Genomic DNA, 23,234 nt, shown 5'->3' with positions numbered 1-23,234 from the left:
GATTAACGGTTCCGGCCGGCGGATCGCAAGGCGGTGGCAAGGAGAAGGGAATGCACTATCCTGTCTTGGTGAATCCCCGCAAGCCTTCATTGAGCAGGATGCCCATGAAGAAACCGAAAAGGGCAAGCGCTGCGAAGGCCAAAAAGGGCCGCAAGACCAGCGCGAACCGATCCAGGACTGCGCCCAGGCGTTCCGCCGGGCCGGCCCGTCGCGTGGCGTCGGCCGATGACGGCGCCAAGGCTGCTATCCGCAACCTGCGGAGCAAACTCAAGGCGGCAATGCTGCGGGTCGCGGAACTCGAGGCGGCCGCCGATACCGATTTCCTGCTCGACATCCCGAACCGGCGCGGCTTCGAACGCGAGCTCAACCGCGCCATTGCCTACATGAAACGTTATCGCGCTAGCGGGGCGCTGATCGTGCTCGACGTGGATCGGCTGAAGCCGGTCAACGATTCCTTCGGCCACGCCGCCGGCGATGAGGTGCTCAAGGCGATTGCGGGAGCACTGAAGCGGCAGATCCGCGCGTCGGACGTGGTCGGCCGGCTCGGCGGCGACGAGTTCGCGCTGCTGTTGTGGAATCTCAGCGAGACCGATGCCAAGGCGAAGGCCGCGATTTTCGAGCAGGCGGTCGACGAATTGTCCTTTGTGTTCCGCGGACAGCGCGTGACTGCGGGCGCTTCCGCCGGCGTCGCGTTGCTCGGCCCGCAATCCGATGCGGCTCGTGCGCTGGAGCAGGCCGACGCCGCCATGTATGTCCGCAAGGCGCACCGGCGGCATGAGCCGCACGTCGGGCTCGTCAACAACTAGAGCATGATCCGGACCCGAAGGGCCGCGTTGGCGCAAGTGTGCAGCGGTTTTCCCTCGCGACAAACGCGGAACGCGTTTGCGCGGAGATCATGCTCGAACAAAATGAATCAAAGCGTGGCGAGGTCTTGCGGCACGTTGCCGAATTTGCGCAACAGCGTTGCGTCACCGAATTCGCCGGTCATGGGATCGCCGCTGCGGCTGAATGCGACTGCGCCGATGTGGCCGGCACTGCGCGCAAGGATCTCGGCGCGCCGCAGCGCTGCGGCCGAGGATTGACATTCCTCAGCCGCACCCGCGACCGGCGATCCGTCGGCATCCATCAAAAAGGGCATTGCAACGTAATAGGTCACGTCCGACATGGCGTTGCTCCAGGGGGTGAACTCAGGCGGCGCTGCTCTTGCTCCGCATCTTGCTGCGTGAGGTCTCCGGAATGCAGCCGGCCGAGATCGCCGCCTGCAATTCCTCGAGCTCGGCCTCCAGATATTCGTTGGCCATGAGCAGCGCCTTGATGGTGCTGCGCAGATTGCCGTCGCACATCGCGATCGCCTGATCGCAGGCTTGTTCGTAATGGCTGTTGTCGAAAAGGGCGGTTGCCGACATGCGCGTTGTCCTTGGGCGTTTGCTGGGCGGTTTTCTGGGGCATCAGGGTCCGTAAATGTTCCTATTTTGTTCTTTTCGAGTCAAGCAGATTCAAATGCTGCGAAGCGCCCGCGGAACGATGGCTGTGGATCAGGCGATGATGTCGGGCGTGATCTGGTCTTCGATGAACGCGATGCGATCTCGCAACAGCAGCTTGCGTTTCTTCAATCGCTGTAACCGCAATAGGTCGGGGGCAGGCGATTGATGCAGTGCATCGATCGCCGCATCGAGATCTCGGTGTTCCTGCTGCAACCGGGCGAGCTCGGCTTCGAGCTCGCGCTCGTCTTCATGGGTCATGTCTGCGGTGGCCGAAAACCGATAGGCTAAGATTAAGGCTGTGGATGTCCTGTGGAAATTATCGTCCTTGCGCCGCGTGACCGCAAGCGATCTCGGATCGTGGCTTACGGATCTACCACAAGTTATTTCCCTGGATCGCAACGGCGCCGCGCAGACGCATTGATATCACGGATTTTTCCGCCGCGGTTCCCTTACTCACGCTTCGTTACATATGAATTTTCAAAAATGACACTGCGGCGATGGATACCCATCGACAGAACGAATCGGTGATGTACACTTCCTCGTCCGGATCGAATCCAAGGTTGCCCCTACCGAGGAGGTTTCGAATGACAATTCAGGCACATCTGGTTGAATTGGAACGGAAGCATAAAACTCTCGAAAACGAATTGCACGAAGCTCTCGTGCACCTTTCAACAGACGACCTGCGAATTGTTGAGTTGAAGCGCCGGAAGCTGATGGTCAAGGACCAGATCGAGCGATTGAAGCAGAACGAAACGCTTCACTAGTGACCCCCGTAACAGCGTAGAGTTGATCCTACCCTTTCACGCAGGGATGACAGCTTTTGCGCTCGTCCCTGCGTAAGGCTGCGTCGTACAGACTTGTTTGCGCTAGAGTCCCGCGAACTCGGCGACGTGATCCGCGATTGCGAGCGATGACGTCAGCCCCGGCGATTCGATGCCGAACAGATTGATCAGGCCTTCGACCCCATGATCGCGCGGGCCCTGCATCAGGAAATCCTGCGTGGCGACGGCCGGCGGCACGATCTTCGGACGAATGCCCGAATAGCTCGGCAGCAGCGCGCCATCGGGCAGCGTCGGCCAGTATTTGCGGATCGCCGGATAGAAGCGCTCGGCGCGCGAGGGATCGACCGCGTAGTCGATCGTCTCGATCCATTCGACGTCCGGGCCGAAACGCGCCTGGCCTGCCAGGTCCAGCGTCAGATGCACGCCGAGCCCGCCCGGTTCGGGTACCGGATAGATCAGGCGCGAGAACGGCGCCTTGGCGTTGCAGCTGAAGTAATTTCCCTTGGCGAGGTAGGCCGGCGGAATCCGGTCCAGCGGCATGCCTTCGATGTTGCGCGCCACCGTCGTCGCCGAGAGACCTGCGGCGTTGACGAGCAGGCCGCATTGCAGCGTCATCGGCGATTCGCCGCCGGCGTCGATCTCGATGACGCCGCCCGTCGCCTTGGCGCGGATCATCGGCGTGTGAAACGCAAAGGCTGCGCCCGCCGCCTCGGCCTCGCCGCGCAGCGATAGCATGTAGGCGTGGCTGTCGATGATGCCCGTTGAAGGCGAGAGCAGCGCGGCGTCGCAGGCAAGCGCCGGCTCCAGCGCGCGCGCGGCCTCGCCGGAGAGCAGCTGCATGTCGAGTACGCCATTGGCCTCGGCATGCGCCTTGATCGATTGCAGCTTCTCGGTTTCCCTTGCACTGGTGGCGACGATCAGCTTGCCGCAATTCCTGTGGGGGATCCCGCGCTCGGCGCAGTAGCGGTAGAGGGCGTGCTTGCCGCTGACGCACATGCGCGCCATCCAGCTCCCGGCGCGGTAGTAGATGCCGGCGTGGATCACTTCGCTGTTGCGCGAGGAGGTGACGGTGCCGATGGCTTCGGCCACCTCGAGCACGATCACCTCGCGGCCTGCCTGCGCCAGCTTTCGCGCCACAGCGAGCCCGATCACGCCGGCTCCAATGACGACGCAATCGACCTTATCCATGGCTGTTCAGGATATTCACTGGAAGCGGGGGGGCCGGTTTGCCCGGGAACGGCCGCTCCAGGCCGTCTTCCGTTAACGAAACGTTTATCATGTCAGGGCAATTGCCGTATTTCACATCACATTTTTCTGCTGCGCCAACAGGCGTTTACCCGATCCAAACCCGTGAAGCCAGACAATCCGACGTTGAAACGCGGGTGGCGGATGGCTGAGAAGAACTGGCACACAGGCAGCATTGTGATTGCTGTGCAGGCCGTCGTGTGCCTGGCCGGTGCGGCTGCGCCTGCGCGGGCTCTTGTGCTGTCCGAACAATTCGCCCCGGCGCGCTATCTCGGCGGGCTCGATCCCAGCCTGATCTGGGAAGCCCTGATCGGCGGCACCGCCGTCTGCTCGCTGCTAGCCGCCGTCGTCCTGTGGATTCATGCCGCAGTGCACCGCGCCCAGCGGTCCCAGTTGCGGCGCAACGCCTTCGTCTCCTCCGCCATGAACAATTTGAACCAGGGCGTGGTGATGACGGATGCGCAGCGGCGCATCATCTTCTGCAACGACCGTTACCTCGAGATCTACGGCCTGTCGCGAGCGGATCTCTGGCCCGACATGACCGGACGCGACATTCTCGAGCTGCGGCGGCAACGTGGGGTGCTCGGCGTCTCGGACGGCGAATTCTACGAGAAGGCGGCCAGCCCCAACGGACTGATCACGGAACTGCCGGACGGGCGCGCCATCCTGGTGAAATATTTCGTGTTGCCCAACCGCGGCTCGGTGGCAACGCATCTCGATGTCAGCGAGCAGCGCAGGCTGTCGCGGCAGCTCGCCTCGACCAAGCAGTTCCTGGAATCGGTGCTCGACAACGTGCCGGCCTGCGTCGCCGCGAAAGCCATCGAGGACGGCCGCTACATCTTCGCCAACAGCGCCTATGAGCGGTTCTGGGGCTTCTCGCGGGACCATGTCGTCGGCAAGAACGCGCGGGAGCTGTTTACGTCCGATTCGGCGGCCGCCATCGAGGCGACCGACCGCGCCGCGCTCGCGGCGCCGGGCGGCCAGTATCGCAACGAATTCGAGGTCGAGCGCGGCACGACCCGGCGCATGGTTGCCTCGATCCGGATCGTGGTCCGCAACGAGAACAACCAGCCCGAATTCCTGCTGCTGGTGTTCGAGGACATTACCGACCGGAGCTCGCTGTCGGAGGAACTGGAGAGCACCAAGAAGTTCCTCGAGCTCGTGGTCGACAACATCCCGGTGGCGCTGATTGTGGAGCAGGTCAAGGACGGCCGCTATCTGCTCGCCAACCGCAGCGCCGAAACGATCCTCAACCGCAGGCGCGAAGAAGCCACCGGCCTGACCGCCGCCGATATCTTCAATCCCAAGGAAGCCAAGCTGATCATCGCGCGCGACGAGGCTGCCATCAAGAAGCGCGGGATGATCACCGAGGAGCACCCGATCTCCACCAAGGACGGATTGCGCTTGTTTCTCACCCGCCGCGCCACCGTGCTTGGCGACACCGGCGAGCCGCAATATCTGATCAAGACCCACGAGGACGTCACCGACCGGCGGCAGACCGAATCGCGCATGGCGCACATGGCCTATCACGACGGCCTCACCGACCTGCCGAACCGCGCGGCCTTCCTACAGGCCCTGACCCAGATGATCGAAGCCTGCGAGGGCACCAGCGAGGAGTTTGCCGTTCTCTGCGTCGATCTCGATGGACTGAAGGAGGTCAATGACGTCTTCGGCCATGCGCTCGGCGACAAGCTGTTGGTCGAGGTGGCGCAGCGGCTCCAGGATGCCGCGCGCGGCGGCGTTGTGGCGCGCCTGTCCGGCGACGAGTTCGGCCTTATCATCGACGGCAAGCAGCCGGAGACGGGCCTTGCGCTGGCGCAACAGCTCGGCGATGCCGTCGCCCGGGAATTCCAGATCGACGGTCGCGCGGTCCGCGCCGGCGTCACCACAGGCATGTCGATCTTCCCGCATAATGGCGCCGATGGCGCCTCGCTGCTCGCCAATGCGGGTGCCGCGCTGTTCCGGGCAAAGCAGAAGTCACGCGGCACGATCAGCCTCTACCAGCCGGAGATGGACCAGCAGATCCGCGACCGCCGCGTGCTGCACCAGGACCTGTCGATGGCGATCAGGAATGGCGAGCTGTCGCTTGCCTTCCAGCCGCAGGCGATTGCCGGCCATAGCGTCGCCGAAAGCGAGATCATCGGCTTCGAGGCGCTGGCGCGCTGGCAGCATCCGGTGCGTGGCCAGGTCTCGCCGGCTGAGTTCATCCCCATCGCGGAGGAGAGCGGCCTGATCGTCGAGATGGGCGAATGGATTCTTCGTCAGGTCTGCCGGGAGGCGGCGTCGTGGCCGAAGCCGCTCCAGGTCGCGGTCAATCTCTCGCCGGCGCAGTTCATGCACGGCGATGTGGTCGGGCTGGTCCATTCGATCCTGCTTGAGACCGGGCTCGCGCCTGGCCGGCTCGAGCTCGAAATCACCGAGGGCGTTCTGATCGGGGATTTCGATCGCGGTCTGGCGCTGCTGCGCCGGCTGAAGGCGCTCGGCGTGCGTATCTCCATGGACGATTTCGGCAGCGGCTATTCCTCGCTGAGCTACCTGCAGGCGTTCCCGTTCGACAAGATCAAGATCGACCGCGCCTTTGTCATCAATCTCGGCCGCAACCCGCAATCGGCGGCGATCGTGCGCGCCGTGATCGATCTCGGCCACGGCCTTGAAATGTCGATCATCGCGGAGGGCGTCGAGACGCTCGACCAGCTGACGTTCCTCGCCAAGGAAGGCTGCGACGGCGTCCAGGGTTATCTGCTCGGCAAGCCGTTGCCGATCGGGCAATATGCCGGCCTCGTCGGCCGCGCCGAGACCATGGAGCTTGCGCTCAAGACCGGCTAGCTTGTTTTCAAGCGAAGTGGATTGTGGGTCGCGTCAAGAAAACGCGTCAAAACGAGAATCTTGAGCCCCGTCCCGATTTCATCGGAACGGAAATGGCCCTAGTGATGGCAGGCGCTTAGTTTCGCTCCTCTCGACGGCTTCATGGCGGATTACGACATCGCGATCATCGGCGGCGGCCTGAACGGTGTCAGCCTCGCGCGCGATGCCGCCGGCCGCGGCCTGCGGGTCATCCTGGTCGAACAGGGCGATCTCGGCGGCGCCGCCTCGTCGGCGACGCCGCGGCTGGTCCACGGCGATCTGTCGGTGCTGGAACGGCGGGGCTTCTGGCGGGTGCGGCAGGCACTGGCCGAGCGACGGATCTGGCTCAGAATCGCGCCGCACCTGGTCAGGCCGATGCGCTTCGTGATCCCGGCTCATTCGGACGAGCGTCCGCCGTGGCTGCTGCGCGCCGGCCTGTTCGTCTATGACAGCCTCACGCACCGCGGCGGCCTGCCTGCAACGACGACCCTCGACATTACGCATCATCCGGTCGGCAACGCCCTGAAGCGTCCGTTCGGGACCGCTTTCGAATATTCGGATTGCGTCGTCGACGATTCCCGCCTGGTGGTGCTCACGGCACTGGATGCCGCCGAACGTGGCGCCGTGATCCGGACCGGAGCGCGCTGCGTGCGCGCCGACAGGAGCGATATCTGGCGGCTTGCCGTGATCGACCGCGGCTATCGCCGGGTGATCACGGCCCGCGCGATGGCCAATGCCACGGGGGCCTGGACCTCGATGGTCGCCGAGACCGTGCTGCGGCAGCCGCAGCCGCCGATGGCGGCCATGCAGATGAGCCAGATTGTCGTGCCGCGGCTGTTTGAGTCCGGGAACGTCTACGTCTTCCAGAACAACGACGGGCGGCTGATCTTCGCCAGTCCGTTTGAACACGACTTTACGCTGATCGGCACCGTCACGCGTGCCTTCACCGGAGACCCTGCGATCGTGGCGATGCCGGGCGCCGACATCGCCTATCTTTGCGAGGCGGCGAGCCGCTATTTCCGTGAACGGGTCGCGACGGCCGACGTGGTGCGGACCATCGCCGGCGTCAACTTGGTGCCGGCATCGCCGCGGAGGCGGGACGGGACGGCGCAGTTTGACGCGCGCCGGCGCAAAGCGCCGCTGATCACGATGTTCGGCGGCGACGTCACCACCTCGCGCCTGCGCGCGGAGCGGGCGGTGACGCGGTTGACGCCGTTCTATCCGATGTCACCGCGCTGGACGGCCGGCGCGGCGCTCCCCGGCGGAGATTTTGCCTGGGATCGTTTCGATACCGAGGTCGACCTCGCGCGCGACCGCTGGCGCTTTCTGTCGGAGCCGCAGGCCCAGCGCCTGGTTGCGGCCTACGGCTCGCGGCTGTCGGCCGTGCTCGGCGAGGCAAAGACACGCGACGAGCTTGGTCCGGTCTTCGGCCCCGAGCTGACCGGTGCCGAGGTGCGCTATCTGATGAGCCACGAATGGGCGCGTTTTCCCGAAGATGTCCTGTGGCGCCGCTCCAAGCTCGGCCTGACCATGCCTGCGGCGGACCGCGACGCTCTGGCTGCGTTCATGGCGAATGTGAACGATCCGCCTCGGACCGGTTGAGCAAAGGCCGATCGGCCGCTAGCGTGCGGCGGAATCGGGTTGGCGGGGAACATGGCTGAAGAGTTGCGCAAAATGGAAGCCGCAGCGGGTGTTGCGGATGTGGCGACACATCCGGCGCCCGACCAGCCCTTGCTGCGCATCGAGGGCGTGGCGAAGACGTTCGGGACGTTCCGGGCCGTGGACGGCGTCTCGCTCGATATCAGGGCCGGCGAGTTTTTTGCGCTGCTTGGTCCGAGCGGCTGCGGCAAGACCACGCTCTTGCGCATGCTCGCCGGCTTCGAGGCACCGGACGAGGGACGCATCCTGCTTGGCGGCAAGGACATCGCGCACGCGCTGCCGCACGAGCGCCCGATCAACATGATGTTCCAGAGCTATGCGCTGTTTCCGCACCTGTCGGTGCGCGATAACATCGCCTTCGGCCCGAAGCGCGCCGGCATGGGGCGCGCCGACATCGACACGCGCGTTGCGGAGATGATGGCGCTGGTGAAGCTCGAAGGACTTGAAAAGCGCAAGCCCGACCAGCTCTCCGGCGGCCAGCGGCAACGCGTGGCGCTGGCCCGTGCACTGGCGCGCCGTCCGCAGCTTCTGTTGCTCGACGAGCCACTCGCGGCGCTCGACAAGAAGCTACGCGAGAGCACGCAAGGCGAGCTGATGGAGCTTCAGCGCCGGCTCGGCACGACCTTCATCATCGTCACCCACGACCAGGAGGAAGCGATGACGATGGCGAGCCGGATCGGCGTGATGAACGCCGGCAAGCTCGCCCAGGTCGCGAGTCCCCGCGAACTCTACGAGGCGCCGCGCTCGCGCTGGATCGCGGAGTTCGTCGGTGACGTCAATCTGTTCGACGGCGAGTTCAAGCTGCGCGACGGTCATCGCCTGGTGATCGCCACGCGCGACGCCGGCACCCTGGTGGTGGCCGAGCCGCGCGAGCCCACCGACGGAACAAGATTGTCGGTCGCGATCCGTCCCGAGAAGGTCAAGCTGTCTCGCCTTGGCCCGGTGAGCGAGGCCGGTCATGAGACAGCGATCAACCGGCTGGATGGCATGGTCGCGGACATCTGCTATCTCGGCGGCTCCACCGTCTACAAGGTGAAGCTCGACACGGGCGGCATAGTGCAGGCCTCGGTGGCCAACAGCGCGCGCCTCGACGCCGATGCCTATAGCCTGAACCAGCACGTCGTTGCCTGGTTCACGCCCGACGACTGCGTGGTGCTGCCGCCATGAGCGCGCGCCGCATCTTCGCGCGACCAGCGCGCTTCGCCGCGATCGCGCCTTATGTCTGGATGGTGCTACTCTTCCTGGTGCCGTTCGCCTTCGTGCTCAAGATCAGCCTGTCGCAGACCGCGATCGCGCAGCCGCCTTACGAGCCGGTGTTCGACCTGACGGCGGGACGGGCATCGCTCGAGGCTGCCTTTGCCGCGCTGTCGATCGACAATTTCAAGCTGCTGGTCTCCGACGACCTGTATGTCTACGCCTACGTGCGCAGCCTCACGGTTGCCGTCACCGCGACCGCGCTGCTGCTCCTGATCGGCTATCCCATCGCTTACGGCATGGCACGGCTGCCGACCCGCTGGCAGGCGGTGGCGATGGTGCTGGTGATCGTGCCGTTCTGGACCTCGTTCCTGATCCGCATCTACGCCTGGATCAACATCCTCCAGCACGACGGCCTGCTCAATCGGATCCTGCTGGCGCTGCATCTGGTCAGCCAGCCGGTGGTGTGGCTCTCCACCGACAGCGCGATGTATATTGGTATCGTCTATTCCTACCTGCCATTCATGATCCTGCCGCTCTACGCGACGCTCGCCAAGATGGAGCCGGCGCTGGAGGAGGCCGCCAGCGATCTGGGCGCGCCGCCCCGGCAGGTATTCTGGCTCGTCACTTTCCCGCTATCGCTGCCGGGCGTCGGCGCCGGCGTGCTGCTCTGCTTCATTCCGATCGTTGGCGAGTTCGTCATTCCCGACCTTCTGGCCGGCTCAAATTCGCTGATGATCGGCCAGACCCTGTGGCTCGAGTTCTTCACCAACAAGGATTGGCCCGTCGCCTCCGCTGCGGCCATCGTTCTCCTCGTGGTGCTGTTGGTGCCGCTCCTGCTGTACGAACGGCTGCAGCGCCGGCAACTGGAACAGGGACGGTGAGGCGATGCGCAAACGCTCCCGCCTGTCCCACTTCAACATCGCCTCGCTCGCGCTGGGGCTTGGGTTCCTTTATTTGCCGATCCTCATCCTCGTCATCTATTCGTTCAACGCCTCGCGGCTGGTGACGGTGTGGGGCGGCTGGTCGCTGCGCTGGTACCACGAGTTCTTTGGTGACCGCGCCATGATCGAGGCGGCCTGGATGAGCCTCAAGGTGGCCGCCTCATCCGCGAGCATCGCCACCCTGCTCGGCACGCTCGCCGCCGTCGCGCTGTCGCGCGGCGAGCGCTTTGGCGGCCGCACGCTGTTCTCCGGCATGCTCTATGCGCCGCTGGTGATGCCGGAGGTGATCACGGGACTGTCGCTGCTGCTGCTGTTCGTGGCACTGAACGCCGAGCGCGGCTTCTGGACGGTGACGATCGCTCACACCACGCTGACGATGTGTTTCGTCGCTGTGGTCGTGCAGTCCCGCCTCGGCTCGCTCGACCGTTCGCTGGAGGAGGCGGCGATGGACCTCGGCTGCGACCCGGTCCGCGCGTTCGTTGCCGTCACGCTGCCGCTGATCGCGCCTGCGATCATCGCGGGCTGGATGCTGGCCTTCACGCTGTCGCTCGACGATCTCGTGATCGCGAGCTTCACCACCGGCCCCGGCTCGGCGACCTTGCCGATCCGGATCTATTCCGAGGTACGGCTTGGCGTGAAACCCGAGATCAACGCCATCTGCACGCTGGTGATCGGCCTGATCGCGATCGTCATCGTCATCGCCTCGCTGGCCTCGAAACTGTCGAGCGCGCAGGGCGAGAGCGCGGCACCGCTGTAGGCCGCGCTGTCATTGCGAGGAGCTCTTGCGACGAAGCAGTCCAGTCTGTCTCTGCAGAGGTAGTCTGGATTGCTTCGCTTCGCTCGCAATGACGAACGCTATTTAAGACTTCACCGCACCCGCCGTGAGCCCGCCCACCATGTAGCGGCGGAAGGCGTAGTAGATTGCGGCCGGCGGCAGCGCGTAGATGAAGCCGGTGGTCATCAACAGCTCCCAGGGCGAATCGTCGGCGGCGAGGAAGTTGCCGAGCGCGACCGGGAGCGTGATCTCGCGGTCGTTCGAGAGCAGCAGGAACGCGTAGAGATATTCGTTCCAGGCGAGCAGCACCGCATAGGTGCCGATCGCGACCAGCGAGGGCATCATCAGCGGCAGGTAGACCAGGCGGAAGATCTGGAGCGTGGTGGCGCCGTCCATCACCGCGGCCTCGTCGAGCTCGACCGGCAGCTTGTCGGACGCTTGCTTCAGCACCCAGATCGCGTAGGGCGAGGCGATCGTCACCATGGCGAGGATCAGTGCCCAGTGATTGTTGAGCAGGCCGTAATTGCCCATGGTGCGGTACATCGGCACGGCGAGGAACGCCGCGGGGATGAAATAGGTAAACAGCGCCAGGTTCATCACGATGCGCCCGCCGGGCACCTTCAGCCGCGAGATCGAGAACGCCGCTGCGGTGGCGATGAACAGCGTCAGCACGCCGACAGAGGCGGCGATCACCAGCGAATTCCAGAACTGAACGTAGAAGTCGCGCAGGAAATAATGCTGCTGCTTGAACACGATTTCGAAGTTGTGCAGCGTCGGATGGTCCGGCCACAGCTTGCCCGAGAACGCGTCCTCCTTCGGAGAGATCGCGAACAGGAACATGTGATAGATCGGAACCATCGTCCAGATGAAGACGGGAATGCCGATCAGCAGCAACCGCGCTTCGGTCGCGACTTCGCGTAAGGTAGGAATCTTCATCGCGACAACCGTTTCATCATGAAGTACACGAGCGGCAGCACGAACGGCATCGCGCAGACGATGGAGGCCATCGCGAGCGAGAGCTGATCGAGCCTGAGATAGCGGATGCCGAGCGTCGCCAGCACGTGCGTGAGGTCGGCCGGCCCGCCGCCGGTGAGCAGATAGACGCTGTTGAAGTCGCCCAGCGTCCAGATCATCGAGAGCAGCGTGCAGGTGATGTAGAGCGTCTGCATCGACGGCCAGGTGATGAAGCGGAATTTCTGCCACCAGCTCGCACCGTCGACCTCGGCGGCCTCGAACAGATCGTGCGAGATCGCAAGCCGGCCTGTGATCAGGATCAGCGTCCAGAACGGCAGCGACTTCCAGATGTGCACAGCGATCGCCATGGTCAGCGCCACCGTCGGGTCGTTCAGCCAGTTCGGGCCGTCATCGCCGGTGAAAGAGAAGATGAGGTGGTTGATCACGCCCCATTCGGGATTGAGCATGAAGCGCACCGACAGGATGGTCGGGATCGACGGCACCGCCCAGGGCAGTATGAAGATCACCGAAAGCCATTTGATCCAGGTGCGCTGCTGCGCGAAGAAGCCGGACAGGAACAGCGCGATCAGCATCTTGATGTTGATGCCGATGACCAGGAAGATCAGCGTGTTGACCGCGGCGCGCGCGAAGATCGGGTCGTTATAGAGCGCCACATAGTTCGCCGGAGCACGCGCCAGCCAGAGCCCGTAGCAGACGGGATAGACGACGAAGGCGAGGAAGACGAGCAGATAGGGCGCGAGCAGCACGATGCCCCAGACCTGCGCCGGTGTCAGTCGTGACGATAAGGGCGGTGAGAGGATCGCATGATCGCCAGAGAGCGTGATCGCCATTCTTTAGGACTCTTCAAAACGAATTGCCGGCCGCGAGACGCGGCCGGTGCTGTTCTAGCACCTCTCCCCGCGGAGCGGGGAGAGGGAAAGATCGTTTAGCCCGCGACCTGCTTGATGCGGACGATCAGCTCGTCGACAGCCTTGTCGACCGGAACCTTCTCGCTGACGACCCGGTTCATCGCCTTGGCCCACACGTTCTCGTTGTTGAGGATCGTGAACTTCCAGTTCTTGGTGAAGTCGAACGGCGCAGTGCCGCCGGTGAACTGGGCGTAAACGGCCTTGCGGTGCTTGTCAGCCTGCCAGAACGGGCTCGCCTGGCTTTCCTTGGTCACCGGGAACCAGCGGCCAAGTGCGCCCTCGATATAGGGACGGACGTTCTCCTCCTGGAGCAGGAAGCTGATGAACTGCTTGGCCTCGGCCTTGTTCTTGGCCGCGGTGAAGACAAGCCCGGTCTTGACGTCGGAGCGGTAGCGGATAGTCGTGCCGTCGGGCGCCTTCGGGAAGGACGCGGTGATGATGTCCTGCTCGTAGGCTTTCTTGCCGGCTTCGCGCTGCTCGGGCGTGAGCGCCTGGTTGGTCGAATCCTCGTACCACTTCGCTGCGATCGAGATCGTGAAGTTGTGCGTCATCACGATGGTCTTGTTGTGGAAGGCAACGTTGTTGTCCGGATCCTTCCAGGTCGTGGAGGATGGCGGGGTGCAGCCCTTGATGTAGGTGTCGGTGTAGTCCTTCATCGCCTTGATCAGGCCCTCGCGCACCTTGGGATCGTCGACGGTGAGCTTGCCGTCGTCGTCGACCAGCTTGACATGGTAGGCGTCCATGAAGGTGTAGAACGACTGAAAGGAGTCGGTGGATTCCACGCCCATCGGCTGGCCGACGGCGTAGATGCGCTGGCCGGTCGCCTTGCGGATCGCCGGCTGCACCTTGTCGCACCAGAACGTCCAGTAGCCCGCCCAGTCGGTCGGAATGTCGCTCTGCTTGAAGCCGGCCTTCTCCAGCATGTCGTTCCAGATCTGGACATGCATGCTCTGCTGCTTCAGGGGGAAGCCGTAATAGGCCTTCTTCTTGGCGACGTCGTTGTGGAGGATCGACGCATCCAGCGTGTTCTGCACGAACCGGCCCTTGATAGGCTCCATGACGTCCGTGAGGTCCTCGAGCTTGCCTTCATAGGCCCATTTGCCCTGCGCCTGCACGTCATAAGAGTCGGAATAGGCGACATCGGGCACGGTGCCGGCATCGAGTGCCGCGACCGTCTTCGGAATCATGTCCTGGATCGCGTACTGCGACAATTCGACTTTGATGCCGGTCTTGGCTTCGAACTTATTGATAGTTTCGATCAGCGCGTCGTCTTCGGAGCGATAGAAGCCCTTGCCCCACCAGACCGTAATCGTCTTTTGCTGCGCAAAGGCGGGTGCAGTGGCCGCAAACAGCCCGACCGCAGCGACCGCCAGTGATACTGCGCCAATAACCTTGGATTTCACGTTTTTCTCCCTCAAACGGCCGGTGTTTTTAACCGGTCGTATAAAACACTAGCCCATGGCCGCTATCCGATCTAGCGGCTTCTTGTCAGACATAGGTCGTGGGGTGAAGGCTGTGAAGATGCTTAATCCGCGCATCCGTCCGCGCATCGATCTAAACGCTGCATCAATTCGCGGCAATCAATTCGCCTCGTGGGTTCTGGCTTCGCCGCACAATCCGCTGCATCACACACCGAATCGCCAGAAGATCCGGCTGTCGTGGAGTGATCCGTGGGGGCTCCAGCTTGATAGGGGAACAGACTGGCACCGCGCCGCGGGCAGCTGTCAGCGTTTCCGCTTCAGGCCCGCCGAAGCAGCATTCGAACTCGCCTCAGCAGATCGGGGCCGCGACCTGCCTTGCCCGCTCGTCCGCAAGGGAGAGCGCCATGCCTCGAGGAGCATTTTGAGAAGCTGGCTGGCATGCGGAGATAGTGTCGCCCCGCGCCTGCGCACAATTCCAATCGTCCGCGACACCTCCGGCTCGATCAACCGAATGGTGTGAATGATCGGATGGCCGTCGGCTGGCGTCGCGAGCCTCGGCAGCACAGCGATGCCCAATCCCGCTTCGACCAAGCCAAGCGAACCGGAGAGGTGAGCGACTTCGTAGGTCCAGTTGAGCTGCAAGCCGTGCCGCGCCATCGCATTGTCGATCAACGCGCGATTGCCGCTGTTGCGACCCACGGTGATGATACGGTGCGGCACAATCTCCGACCAACTCACCTGTTTGCGCGATGCCAATGGATGGTCATGGCGGCAGGCCAGGACGAAAGGATCTTCAACCAGTTTCTCGAATTCAATTTCGGCATGCGAAGCGCCAATGAAATTGATGCCGAAGTCAGCTTCTCCGCGTGCTACCGCCTCCAATCCTTCATTGGCGCCGATGTCCAGAATCCGGATGCGAATACGCGGATACGCTTCGGCGAACCGGCCGATCGCCCGCGGCAGGAAATAGAATACCGCTGTCGGCACCGCAGCCACCGAGACCAAACCTGAACTTCGCGCGCCGATATCTTGGATGGCCAGCACCGAGGTTTCAAACTCGTCGATGAGGCGGCGCACTTTCGGCAGGAAGTCGCGGCCCGTCATGGTGAGATTGACGTGGCGCGTGGACCGTTCGAGCAACGGCGCACCGAGGCTTTCCTCCAGCTTCTGAATGCGTCGGCTGAGCGCCGGCTGCGACAGGTTCAGCGCCTTCGCGGTGCGGACGAAGCTGCCCATCTCCGCCACGGTGATGAACGCCTTGAGGTCGAGCAGTTCGGCATTCATGGCTGGGCTCCTTTATATTGATAATCGGAATAATACACCAAATCTTTGCATTTCACAAAAGAGTAGGATCGCGGGATCGTGGGGGCCGGGCGCAAGATGTAGCCCGAAGGAAGAATCCCATGAACGATCAGATCGCTATTCCCTGTGTGGTGATGCGCGGAGGTACCTCGCGCGGGCCGTTCTTTCTGGCCAGCGATCTTCCGGCCGATCCCAGGCTGCGCGACGCGATCCTGCTGTCTGTGATGGGAGGGGGACACGATCTTGGAATCGACGGCATTGGCGGTGGCAACGCCGTGATCAACAAGGTCGCGATCGTCGGACCGCCATCGGTAGCCGGTGCCGATGTCGACTACCTGTTCGCTCAGGTGCGGGTCCGTGAAGGGATCGTCGATACCGCGCCGAACTGCGGGAATATGCTGGCGGCGGTAGGGCCGTTCGCAATCGAAGCCGGCCTGGTCGCCGCTGCCGCAGATCGCACCCATGTGCGCATCCATAATGTGAACACCGGCAAGCTGATTGACGCGACGGTTGCCACGCCCGGCGCGCGGGTGACCTACGAGGGCGAAGCGCGGATCGACGGCGTACCCGGAACGGCCGCGCCCATCGAACTGTCGTTCCCCAACGCGGCCGGCGCACGCACCGGTCGCCTGCTGCCGACCGGACGTCCGGTCGACCGCATCGAAGGGATCGACGTCACCTGCATCGACGCAGCCATGCCCGTCATGCTGGTCCGTGCGGCGGATTTGGGATGGACCGGCCGTGAGGCACCCTCGGCCTTCGCCGATAGCGGCTTCCGCGCGCGGCTCGAAAACCTGCGCATCGAGGCTGGACGCCGGATGGGTTTTCCAGATTCCGCGTCAATGGTGATTCCGAAACCGGTTCTGATTGCGCCCGCGGTCGAGGCGACGTTGAACACCCGGTACTTCATGCCACACGACTGCCATAGCGCGCTGGCGGTGACCGGCGCCGTCGCGATCGCGACTGCGTGTGTGACGCTAGGCACGATCGCCGCAGAGATGGTCGGACCGGTGGCGCCGCCGGTGACGATCACGCTTGCCCATCCCTCCGGCCAACTCGTGGTTCGGTTGGAGCCCGGCCCGGTGGCCCGGGTGCAGCGGACAGCCCGACGGATTTTCGAGGGCCACGTCTTCGCCCGCAGGTCGCACGTGCCTCATTCGGTCCTGGCGGCCTGAAGCCGGGCCGCCTCCGAAGCCATCAAGAAAAATCAAAGCCGTGAATTCAGAGCCATGAATTCAGACCATGGGAGAAACGAGAATGCAGAAGGAAGCGCTGGTCGGGCACCCGAACACTGAGGTGCGAAAGCCATTCTACCGGATTCTCTACGTCCAGGTGCTGATTGGCCTCTTGCTGGGTATCCTCACGGGCCATTTCTGGCCTGAATTTGGCGCCGCGCTGAAGCCCCTCGGAGACGGCTTCGTCAAGCTGGTCAAGATGATGATCGCGCCGATCGTGTTCTGCACCATCGTGAGCGGCATCAACAGCATCAGCGATTCCCGCGACGTCGCCCGCACGCTGGTGAAATCCATGGCGCTGTTTTACCTGCTGACCGCGCTCGCACTGCTGGGCGGCCTGATCGCTGTATCGTTGATCCAGCCGGGCGCAGGCATGCACGTTTCCCTCAGCACGCTGGATCCGTCGGTGGCCGCGAAATTCACCAAGCAAGCAGGGACGTCCGGATTCGCGGACTTCGTGCTGCACATTATCCCGCATTCGTTCTTCGGAGCGTTCGCCGACGGTGAAGTGCTGCCGGTGCTGCTGGTCTCCGTCCTGATCGCCTTTGCCCTAAGCCGCGCCGGCGACGGCGGTGCCGTGGTGACAAAGGCAATCGACTCGTTTTCACGGGTGCTGTTCGTGTCCTTCGGCTTTATCATGAAGCTAGCCCCGCTCGGCGCCTTTGGCGCCATGGCGTTTACGGTGGGCCGCTACGGCGTCCGTTCGATCGGCTCGCTCGGACTGCTGATCCTGACATTCTATTTCGCCTGCTCCGTCTTCGTGATCGTCGTGCTCGGTACATTGGCGCGGCTGAACGGCTTCAGCCTGTGGAGGACCATCCGCTATTTCAAGGAAGAACTGCTGATCGTGCTCGGCACGTCATCGTCGGAGCCAGCATTGCCTGGGGCGCTGCGCAAGCTGGAGCAACTCGGATGCCGGAAAGGCGTGTCCGGGCTCGTGTTGCCGATGGGCTACTCCTTCAACCTGGACGGCAGCGCCATCTATCTCACGTTGGCCTCCATGTTCATCGCGCAGGCCTGCGACATTCATCTGTCGTGGGGCCAGATTGCGGCGATGCTCGGATTGATGCTGCTGACTTCCAAAGGGGCGGCCGGCGTGACCGGCAGCGGCTTCGTCGCACTTGTCGCGACCCTCTCCGTCATGCCGGATCTTCCCGTGACCGGCGTGGCGCTGCTTGTCGGCATCGACCGCTTCATGTCGGAAGCGCGGGCGCTGACCAGCATGATCAGCAACTGCGTCGCAGCCATCACAATTTCGCTGTGGGAGGACGCTTGTGACCGCGAGGTATTGGCCCGCGAACTGGGACAGAGTGGCACTTCCAACGTCGCGGCCGGATCGAAGATCGGCGAGGCAGCGGTGGTGCAGCAGGACAAGACCTGGATTGCGACGACGCAATCGGCCGCTTGACCCCACCTTTGGGATGACATCGGCCGCAGTATTCAGCCAAAATCTGACAGAGCGACGGCTATCGGCCTAGTTGGATTTGGCGCCCTCTTTGGCGTTCTCCGCCGTCGGTGATTCCGCCGGCGGAGGGCGCTTTCCGGTGCCGGTGATGCGCTCGATCGCGGAGCGTACGGCATCGCCGGCCTTGCGGTCCTTGAGCATGTCGAGCAGTGGGGCTGAGGCCGGCGAGCGGCGGATCAGGCTTTCGGGATCGGGGAAGATCAGCGGATCGTCCCAGGGGCCCTGCACCACGAAGGGCAATTCGAAGCCCGATGCGCTGTTGAGGCTTGCCACGCCCTTCATGTCGTATTCGCGCGTCGGCACCGAGGCTGTGCCGGTCATCGTAATCTTCGCGGCAGGTCCTTCGACGCGGATGTCCTCGGCGGTTGCGACCCCGTCGGCGAATTTCACCGCGATGGTGAGATTGTCGTAAGGGGTCGAGCCGCTGCGGAAATTGCCGCCGCCGGACAGCGGCCGGCGTTCCAGCCGCTTCAGCAACTGCTCGGCGTTGAAGCCCGCGATCGCGCCGTCGTGCCCGGTCACCGTGGCGCTGCCGTCGAGCGACTGCGCCAGGCCGAACGGGCTCGAGCCGGAGGCGACGAGGGACACGTTGATGGTACCCCGTCCGGACAGCTTGTTGATGCCGAACAGTTCGGAGGCGCAGGCCTGGAGGTCGACGTCGGCGAACTGGAATTGCGCCTTGACGTCGGCGACGGTGTCGGCGCGCGCGATCCCGAACGAACCCTTGGCGATGCCGCCATAGACTTGCGCCTCGCCGACCGACAGCGCCAGCGTGCCGTTGCGCAAACTCGCGCCGATCGCGGTGCGGCCGAGTTTCGACGGCCCGACCGTCAGCCGCGCCGCCGACAGCCGCATATCGAGGTCGGTGGTCGACAGTCCGTTGAGATCGAACAGCTGCCTGTTCCAGTCGCGCGCGCCGCTGGCGAGCAGGCGAAAGGTCGAGATGTAGGGGGTGAAGTCGAGCGCGTCGGCGGCGAGCGTGGCCTGGAGCGTCTGCCGGCCGTTATTGGCGTAGGTCATCACGCCCTCGGCGGCGTTGCCATCGAGCTCGACATTGACGTTGGTGAGTGCGATCGAGGCGCCCACGACATTGGCGCGGGCCTTCAGCGCGAAGCGGCCGAAGCCGCCGCTGCCGGGCTGCGGCTGTCCGGTCCAGCGCAGCGCGCTGCGCAAGGACGGGCTGTCGATGGTGAGGATACCCTCCATCATCGGGCTGGTGCGGTTGGCGACGCTGCCGTCGAAGGCGAGCTTGAGCGGCGCGCTGGCGATCCGCGCCTTCAATCCCGAGCGGTCGCCGGAGAGGGCCGCGACGAAATCGGAAAAACTGATCGAGCCGTCGACGCGCTCGCCGCGCCAGTCGAACTGCCCAGTCGCGGCAAAGGAGCGCGAGATCGAGGGCCACGCCAGCGACAGGTCGATGTCGTCGAACTGCTCGGTGGCATGCGTGGCGGCGTCCTCGTAATTGAGCACACCGTCCTGGATCCTGATCTCTGAGAACGAGACCTGGTTGTCGGCGCCGGGCTTCATGGTGCGCGCAATCGTCCGGATGAACGGCGTCCAGTTGCTCTCGCCGTCCGGCTTCAGGCTGACATGGATACGCGGCCGCAGTAGCGTCAGGTCGGCGATCTCGAACCGTTGCAGCAGCAGCGGCAGCAGCCGCAGATTGGCGGTGAGCACGTCGACACGGAGCGCGGGGTCGCTGGTGCCGCCGCCCTTCAGGCCGACGTCATGGAAGGAAATGTAGCTCGCTGGCAGCAACGAGATGTCGATCGCGCCCGTGACACTGAGCTCGAGCCCGGTGACGTCGCGGATCTGCGCTTCCACCGCCTTGCGCAGCGCGTCGCGGTTGATGAGCCAGGAGGTCGCGATCAGGGCGACCAGCGCGACACCGAGCAGCGCCGCGATCGGCGTCCCGAGGCGCTTCATTCCTTGGGCCATGGTCAATGGCATGTCCTGATCGGGTTGGTCGTTGGAGCCGGAAGGGCGGGCCGGGAAACCCGCGCGCCCTGCCCCAAGTCCTATCATGTTAAGTGCCGCAACTTGATGGGTTTTCTTGTCGCTTTCAAGGCCGCAGGCCGGTTTGCCCACGGCGTGGGCAGCTTCTATCACTGCGCCGTGGGGCGGAGAACCCCGTATGATTGACGGACTTGGACGATTTCGCCTAATAATCGCCGCCAATGAGGCGCGACGCCCGCAAGCCGAAGGTTCAGTCGAGGTTTTTGCATGAACAAGGTCTATCCCGACGCCAAATCGGCTCTCGAGGGCGTTCTGAAAGACGGCATGATGATCATGTCGGGCGGCTTCGGTCTCTGCGGCATCGCCGAGGTGCTGTCAGATGCGATCCGCGATTCCGGCGTCAAGGGCCTGACAGTGGTGTCCAACAATGCCGGCGTCGACGGCATCGGGCTCAGCCGCCTCCTGGAAACCCGGCAGATCAAGAAGATGATCTCGTCCTATGTCGGCGAGAACAAGCTGTTTGCGCAGCAATTCCTCGCCGGCGAGCTGGAACTCGAATTCAATCCGCAGGGAACGCTGGCCGAGCGCATCCGCGCCGGCGGCGCCGGAATCCCGGCCTTCTACACCAAGACCGGCGTCGGCACGCTGATCGCCGAAGGCAAGGAGGTGAAGGAGTTCGACGGCGAGAAGTATTTGATGGAGCGCGGCCTGTTCGCCGACCTCGCCATCGTGCACGCCTGGAAGGGCGACACCGCCGGCAACCTGATCTACCGCAAGACCGCGCGCAACTTTAACCCGATGATGGCGACCGCCGCGAAGGTCACCGTCGCCGAGGTCGAGCATCTGGTTCCGGCCGGTGAACTCAATCCCGACCACATTCACACGCCTGGCATTTTCGTCAAGCGCATCGTCGAGGTCGGTACGGCCCAGAAGCGCATCGAATTCCGCAACACCCGCCCGCGCACGGCAGCTTAAGCGCATGATTCGGAAAAGTGGGCACCGGTTTTCCGAACAGATCATGCGAAAAACATAAGACTTCAGGAGAACAAGATGGCCTGGACCCGTGAACAGATGGCTGCGCGCGCCGCGAAGGAGCTGCGTGACGGCTATTACGTCAATCTCGGCATCGGTATCCCGACGCTGGTCTCGAACTACATCCCCGAGGGCATGGATGTCAGCCTCCAGAGCGAGAACGGGATGCTCGGCATGGGACCGTTCCCCTATGAGGGCGAAGAGGACGCCGACCTCATCAATGCCGGCAAGCAGACCGTGAGCGAGTTGCCGTCGACCAGCTATTTCTCCAGCGCAGACTCGTTCGGCATGATCCGCGGCGGCCACATGGATCTGTCGATCCTCGGCGCCATGCAGGTGGCCCAGAACGGCGATCTCGCCAACTGGATGATCCCCGGCAAGATGGTCAAGGGCATGGGCGGCGCGATGGACCTCGTCGCCGGCGTCAAGCGCGTCGTGGTGGTGATGGAGCATTCCGCCAAGGACGGCCCCAAGCTCCTGAAGAAGTGCAACCTGCCGCTGACCGGCGAGTGCGTGGTCGACATGATCGTCACCGATCTCGCCGTCTTCACCATCGACAAGCACGGCGATGGCGGCATGGCGCTGATCGAGCTCGCCGACGGCGTCTCGCTCGACGAGGTCAAGGCCAAGACCGAAGCCGAATTCCGCGTCGCGCTGAAGAACACGTAAAATCGCGATCGAGATAATCGCGAGATGGCCGGGCTTCGTCCCGGCCATCTTCGTTTGGCGGTGCACGCTGGGCAAGATTGATGGCGCCGGGCGAGCGAGTGAGCGGTAGGCACGGCGGCAACCTCGGTGTCGTCCTGGCGAAGGCCAGGACCCATACCGCGAGGTCTATCGAGTACCGCCGGTGCTAGTCCCGAAGGACTATCACCACTGGTCTTCGCAAAACTCATTTCGGTGGTTATGGATCCTGGCCTTCGCCAGGACGACACTGGGGGTTGGGCGCGGGCTGCCTCCACATCGTCATTGCGAGGAGCGCTTGCGACGAAGCAATCCAGGCTGTCTCCGCGGAGAAATTCTGGATTGCTTCGCTGCGCTCGCAATGACGAAGTGCGAGGCACCGCTATCGCTCTTCAAGGATGAACGCACCAACGCACTACGACCTCGCCGTCCACACCTTACCCCATCTCGCCGACACGCTGGCCATCCACGGCGCTTCCTCGCGCACCAGGCGGAAGCCGAGATTGGCGGGCGGGACGCCTTGCGCGCAGCCGCCGGCGCGAGCGTCCCGGATGAAGTCGGTGACGTAGGCGCGGTGGGCGCCTTCGGCGACGCGCACGCCGCAGTTCACGGTCGGGCGGCCGGCATTGCCGGCCTCATCAACGCGCGAGCGCACGAAGCAGGTCGAGGTCCATTCCCAGACATTGCCGGCGATGTCCTCGATGCCGTGCTCGTTCAGGCCGAACTTGCCGAACGGATAGGCCGTGGTGTCGGCGAAATCGCGCTCCGACTCGCGTTCATAGCGGCTGATCCAGCGTTTCGCCGGATCGCTGCCATCGACCGGCGAGCCGTCGTCCTTGAACCTGCTTCCGGCGGCAAAAGCCCACTCCGCATCGCTCGGCAGGCGATAGTGGTGCCCGGTCTTGCGCGATAGCCAGTCCGCATAGGCCTGCGCATCGTGCCAGCTCACCTGCACTGCGGGGCGATCGGGTGCGACCGTCACGCCGCGATCGAGCGCGCGGCACGCGCCGTCCCGCACGCAAAGCTGATAGTCGGATGACGAAACCTGATGTCGCATGACGTGCAGCGGCCTCTTGAACTGCAAGGCGCGCAACGGCGCTTCCGCCTGCTGCCCGGCGCGCGTGAAATCGCCGGCTTCCCGATAGAAGAAGCTGCCCGGTGCGACCTCGACAATGGCAGGCTCCGCCGCGGTGCCGTCGATCGCCATGTCCGACATCAGCGGCGCAACCGCGATCGGCCCTGCAAGTCCGGCCGCGCAGGCCAGTGCCAATTTCAACTTGAATGCAATCAGCATGGTCGTTCCCCGAAGAAAGAAGGGACCGGTGCTCA

The 23,234-nt window shown here is 63.8% G+C and carries 21 protein-coding genes; 11 read left to right on the top strand and 10 right to left on the bottom strand.

Annotated elements, in window-relative coordinates; all coding sequences use genetic code 11:
• Positions 1-104 precede the first annotated feature (104 nt).
• Positions 105-806, top strand: a complete 702-nt coding sequence (locus FXV83_RS28435; protein WP_187436221.1) for a GGDEF domain-containing protein — start codon at positions 105-107, stop codon at positions 804-806.
• Positions 807-913: 107 nt separating this feature from the next.
• Here FXV83_RS28435 and FXV83_RS28430 read toward each other — a convergent pair whose 3' ends face one another.
• The 3 genes from FXV83_RS28430 to FXV83_RS28420 form a co-directional block, all read right to left on the bottom strand.
• Positions 914-1,165 (bottom strand): hypothetical protein, encoded by a 252-nt coding sequence (locus FXV83_RS28430; protein WP_148742895.1) that lies wholly within the window; start codon positions 1,163-1,165, stop codon positions 914-916.
• Positions 1,166-1,187: 22 nt separating this feature from the next.
• Entirely contained in the window at positions 1,188-1,406 is a 219-nt protein-coding gene (locus FXV83_RS28425; protein WP_148742894.1) for a hypothetical protein, read from the bottom strand.
• Between the two features lie 129 nt (positions 1,407-1,535).
• A complete protein-coding gene (locus FXV83_RS28420) occupies positions 1,536-1,742 on the bottom strand; it encodes a YdcH family protein (protein ID WP_027545541.1) in 207 nt (68 codons plus the stop codon).
• A gap of 326 nt (positions 1,743-2,068) precedes the next feature.
• Here FXV83_RS28420 and FXV83_RS28410 point away from each other — a divergent pair, with 326 nt between their 5' ends.
• Complete coding sequence (locus FXV83_RS28410) at positions 2,069-2,248, top strand: YdcH family protein (RefSeq protein WP_187436220.1); 180 nt, start codon at positions 2,069-2,071, stop codon at positions 2,246-2,248.
• A 102-nt stretch (positions 2,249-2,350) separates the two neighbouring features.
• On the opposite strand, the gene FXV83_RS28405 is transcribed toward FXV83_RS28410, so the two are convergent.
• Positions 2,351-3,454, bottom strand: coding sequence for an NAD(P)/FAD-dependent oxidoreductase (locus FXV83_RS28405; protein WP_148742892.1), 1,104 nt, complete (start codon positions 3,452-3,454; stop codon positions 2,351-2,353).
• 201 nt (positions 3,455-3,655) lie between these two features.
• On the opposite strand from FXV83_RS28405, the gene FXV83_RS28400 reads away from it, so the two are divergent.
• From FXV83_RS28400 to FXV83_RS28380, 5 genes are all read left to right on the top strand, one after another.
• The gene (locus FXV83_RS28400) at positions 3,656-6,337 is read left to right on the top strand and encodes a sensor domain-containing protein (protein ID WP_148742890.1); all 2,682 of its coding nucleotides are present in this window, start codon (positions 3,656-3,658) and stop codon (positions 6,335-6,337) included.
• Positions 6,338-6,478: 141 nt separating this feature from the next.
• Positions 6,479-7,957 carry a glycerol-3-phosphate dehydrogenase gene (locus FXV83_RS28395; RefSeq protein WP_148742888.1) on the top strand — a complete coding sequence of 493 codons (1,479 nt, stop codon included), beginning with the start codon at positions 6,479-6,481 and terminating at the stop codon, positions 7,955-7,957.
• Between the two features lie 51 nt (positions 7,958-8,008).
• Positions 8,009-9,181 carry an ABC transporter ATP-binding protein gene (locus tag FXV83_RS28390; RefSeq protein WP_148742887.1) on the top strand — a complete coding sequence of 391 codons (1,173 nt, stop codon included), beginning with the start codon at positions 8,009-8,011 and terminating at the stop codon, positions 9,179-9,181.
• A complete protein-coding gene (locus FXV83_RS28385; RefSeq protein ID WP_148742885.1) occupies positions 9,178-10,092 on the top strand; it encodes an ABC transporter permease in 915 nt (304 codons plus the stop codon). The genes FXV83_RS28390 and FXV83_RS28385 overlap by 4 nt, the downstream gene beginning before the upstream one ends.
• A 4-nt stretch (positions 10,093-10,096) precedes the next feature.
• Entirely contained in the window at positions 10,097-10,909 is an 813-nt protein-coding gene (locus tag FXV83_RS28380) for an ABC transporter permease (protein WP_148742884.1), read from the top strand.
• 102 nt (positions 10,910-11,011) lie between these two features.
• On the opposite strand, the gene FXV83_RS28375 is transcribed toward FXV83_RS28380, so the two are convergent.
• The 4 genes from FXV83_RS28375 to FXV83_RS28360 form a co-directional block, all read right to left on the bottom strand.
• Positions 11,012-11,863 carry a carbohydrate ABC transporter permease gene (locus FXV83_RS28375; RefSeq protein ID WP_148742883.1) on the bottom strand — a complete coding sequence of 284 codons (852 nt, stop codon included), beginning with the start codon at positions 11,861-11,863 and terminating at the stop codon, positions 11,012-11,014.
• Positions 11,860-12,732 carry a carbohydrate ABC transporter permease gene (locus FXV83_RS28370; RefSeq protein ID WP_148742882.1) on the bottom strand — a complete coding sequence of 291 codons (873 nt, stop codon included), beginning with the start codon at positions 12,730-12,732 and terminating at the stop codon, positions 11,860-11,862. Before FXV83_RS28370 ends, FXV83_RS28375 begins: the two co-directional genes overlap by 4 nt.
• A gap of 95 nt (positions 12,733-12,827) precedes the next feature.
• Positions 12,828-14,213 (bottom strand): ABC transporter substrate-binding protein, encoded by a 1,386-nt coding sequence (locus tag FXV83_RS28365; protein ID WP_148742881.1) that lies wholly within the window; start codon positions 14,211-14,213, stop codon positions 12,828-12,830.
• 321 nt (positions 14,214-14,534) lie between these two features.
• Positions 14,535-15,515, bottom strand: a complete 981-nt coding sequence (locus tag FXV83_RS28360) for a LysR family transcriptional regulator (RefSeq protein WP_148742880.1) — start codon at positions 15,513-15,515, stop codon at positions 14,535-14,537.
• A gap of 119 nt (positions 15,516-15,634) precedes the next feature.
• Between FXV83_RS28360 and FXV83_RS28355 the strand changes: the two genes are divergently transcribed.
• The gene (locus FXV83_RS28355) at positions 15,635-16,708 is read left to right on the top strand and encodes a 4-oxalomesaconate tautomerase (RefSeq protein WP_148742879.1); all 1,074 of its coding nucleotides are present in this window, start codon (positions 15,635-15,637) and stop codon (positions 16,706-16,708) included.
• An 82-nt stretch (positions 16,709-16,790) separates the two neighbouring features.
• Entirely contained in the window at positions 16,791-18,176 is a 1,386-nt protein-coding gene (dctA, locus tag FXV83_RS28350) for a C4-dicarboxylate transporter DctA (RefSeq protein WP_148742878.1), read from the top strand.
• Between the two features lie 66 nt (positions 18,177-18,242).
• Here dctA and FXV83_RS28345 read toward each other — a convergent pair whose 3' ends face one another.
• Entirely contained in the window at positions 18,243-20,171 is a 1,929-nt protein-coding gene (locus FXV83_RS28345; protein WP_187436227.1) for an AsmA family protein, read from the bottom strand.
• A gap of 285 nt (positions 20,172-20,456) precedes the next feature.
• Between FXV83_RS28345 and FXV83_RS28340 the strand changes: the two genes are divergently transcribed.
• The gene (locus FXV83_RS28340) at positions 20,457-21,164 is read left to right on the top strand and encodes a CoA transferase subunit A (protein ID WP_148742876.1); all 708 of its coding nucleotides are present in this window, start codon (positions 20,457-20,459) and stop codon (positions 21,162-21,164) included.
• A 75-nt stretch (positions 21,165-21,239) separates the two neighbouring features.
• A complete protein-coding gene (locus tag FXV83_RS28335) occupies positions 21,240-21,890 on the top strand; it encodes a CoA transferase subunit B (protein ID WP_148742875.1) in 651 nt (216 codons plus the stop codon).
• 430 nt (positions 21,891-22,320) lie between these two features.
• Here the strand turns inward: FXV83_RS28335 and FXV83_RS28330 are convergent, their stop codons facing one another.
• Positions 22,321-23,199 carry a formylglycine-generating enzyme family protein gene (locus tag FXV83_RS28330; protein WP_148742874.1) on the bottom strand — a complete coding sequence of 293 codons (879 nt, stop codon included), beginning with the start codon at positions 23,197-23,199 and terminating at the stop codon, positions 22,321-22,323.
• Positions 23,200-23,234: the final 35 nt, after the last annotated feature.

It is taken from the genome of Bradyrhizobium hipponense (assembly GCF_008123965.1).
Taxonomy (GTDB): domain Bacteria; phylum Pseudomonadota; class Alphaproteobacteria; order Rhizobiales; family Xanthobacteraceae; genus Bradyrhizobium; species Bradyrhizobium hipponense.
The sequence above is the reverse complement of the archived record's forward strand: the minus strand, read 5'-3'. Positions and strand labels throughout refer to the sequence as shown.

Excerpts from the sequence above, each read along its gene's own strand:
- FXV83_RS28435 (WP_187436221.1), top strand. The coding sequence starts at position 105 with ATGAAGAAACCGAAAAGGGCAAGCGCTGCGAAGGCCAAAAAGGGCCGC.
- FXV83_RS28430 (WP_148742895.1), bottom strand. The coding sequence starts at position 1,165 with ATGTCGGACGTGACCTATTACGTTGCAATGCCCTTTTTGATGGATGCC.
- FXV83_RS28425 (WP_148742894.1), bottom strand. The coding sequence starts at position 1,406 with ATGTCGGCAACCGCCCTTTTCGACAACAGCCATTACGAACAAGCCTGC.
- FXV83_RS28420 (WP_027545541.1), bottom strand. The coding sequence starts at position 1,742 with ATGACCCATGAAGACGAGCGCGAGCTCGAAGCCGAGCTCGCCCGGTTG.
- FXV83_RS28410 (WP_187436220.1), top strand. The coding sequence starts at position 2,069 with ATGACAATTCAGGCACATCTGGTTGAATTGGAACGGAAGCATAAAACT.
- FXV83_RS28405 (WP_148742892.1), bottom strand. The coding sequence starts at position 3,454 with ATGGATAAGGTCGATTGCGTCGTCATTGGAGCCGGCGTGATCGGGCTC.
- FXV83_RS28400 (WP_148742890.1), top strand. The coding sequence starts at position 3,656 with ATGGCTGAGAAGAACTGGCACACAGGCAGCATTGTGATTGCTGTGCAG.
- FXV83_RS28395 (WP_148742888.1), top strand. The coding sequence starts at position 6,479 with ATGGCGGATTACGACATCGCGATCATCGGCGGCGGCCTGAACGGTGTC.
- FXV83_RS28390 (WP_148742887.1), top strand. The coding sequence starts at position 8,009 with ATGGCTGAAGAGTTGCGCAAAATGGAAGCCGCAGCGGGTGTTGCGGAT.
- FXV83_RS28385 (WP_148742885.1), top strand. The coding sequence starts at position 9,178 with ATGAGCGCGCGCCGCATCTTCGCGCGACCAGCGCGCTTCGCCGCGATC.
- FXV83_RS28380 (WP_148742884.1), top strand. The coding sequence starts at position 10,097 with ATGCGCAAACGCTCCCGCCTGTCCCACTTCAACATCGCCTCGCTCGCG.
- FXV83_RS28375 (WP_148742883.1), bottom strand. The coding sequence starts at position 11,863 with ATGAAGATTCCTACCTTACGCGAAGTCGCGACCGAAGCGCGGTTGCTG.
- FXV83_RS28370 (WP_148742882.1), bottom strand. The coding sequence starts at position 12,732 with ATGGCGATCACGCTCTCTGGCGATCATGCGATCCTCTCACCGCCCTTA.
- FXV83_RS28360 (WP_148742880.1), bottom strand. The coding sequence starts at position 15,515 with ATGAATGCCGAACTGCTCGACCTCAAGGCGTTCATCACCGTGGCGGAG.
- FXV83_RS28355 (WP_148742879.1), top strand. The coding sequence starts at position 15,635 with ATGAACGATCAGATCGCTATTCCCTGTGTGGTGATGCGCGGAGGTACC.
- dctA (WP_148742878.1), top strand. The coding sequence starts at position 16,791 with ATGCAGAAGGAAGCGCTGGTCGGGCACCCGAACACTGAGGTGCGAAAG.
- FXV83_RS28345 (WP_187436227.1), bottom strand. The coding sequence starts at position 20,171 with ATGGCCCAAGGAATGAAGCGCCTCGGGACGCCGATCGCGGCGCTGCTC.
- FXV83_RS28340 (WP_148742876.1), top strand. The coding sequence starts at position 20,457 with ATGAACAAGGTCTATCCCGACGCCAAATCGGCTCTCGAGGGCGTTCTG.
- FXV83_RS28335 (WP_148742875.1), top strand. The coding sequence starts at position 21,240 with ATGGCCTGGACCCGTGAACAGATGGCTGCGCGCGCCGCGAAGGAGCTG.
- FXV83_RS28330 (WP_148742874.1), bottom strand. The coding sequence starts at position 23,199 with ATGCTGATTGCATTCAAGTTGAAATTGGCACTGGCCTGCGCGGCCGGA.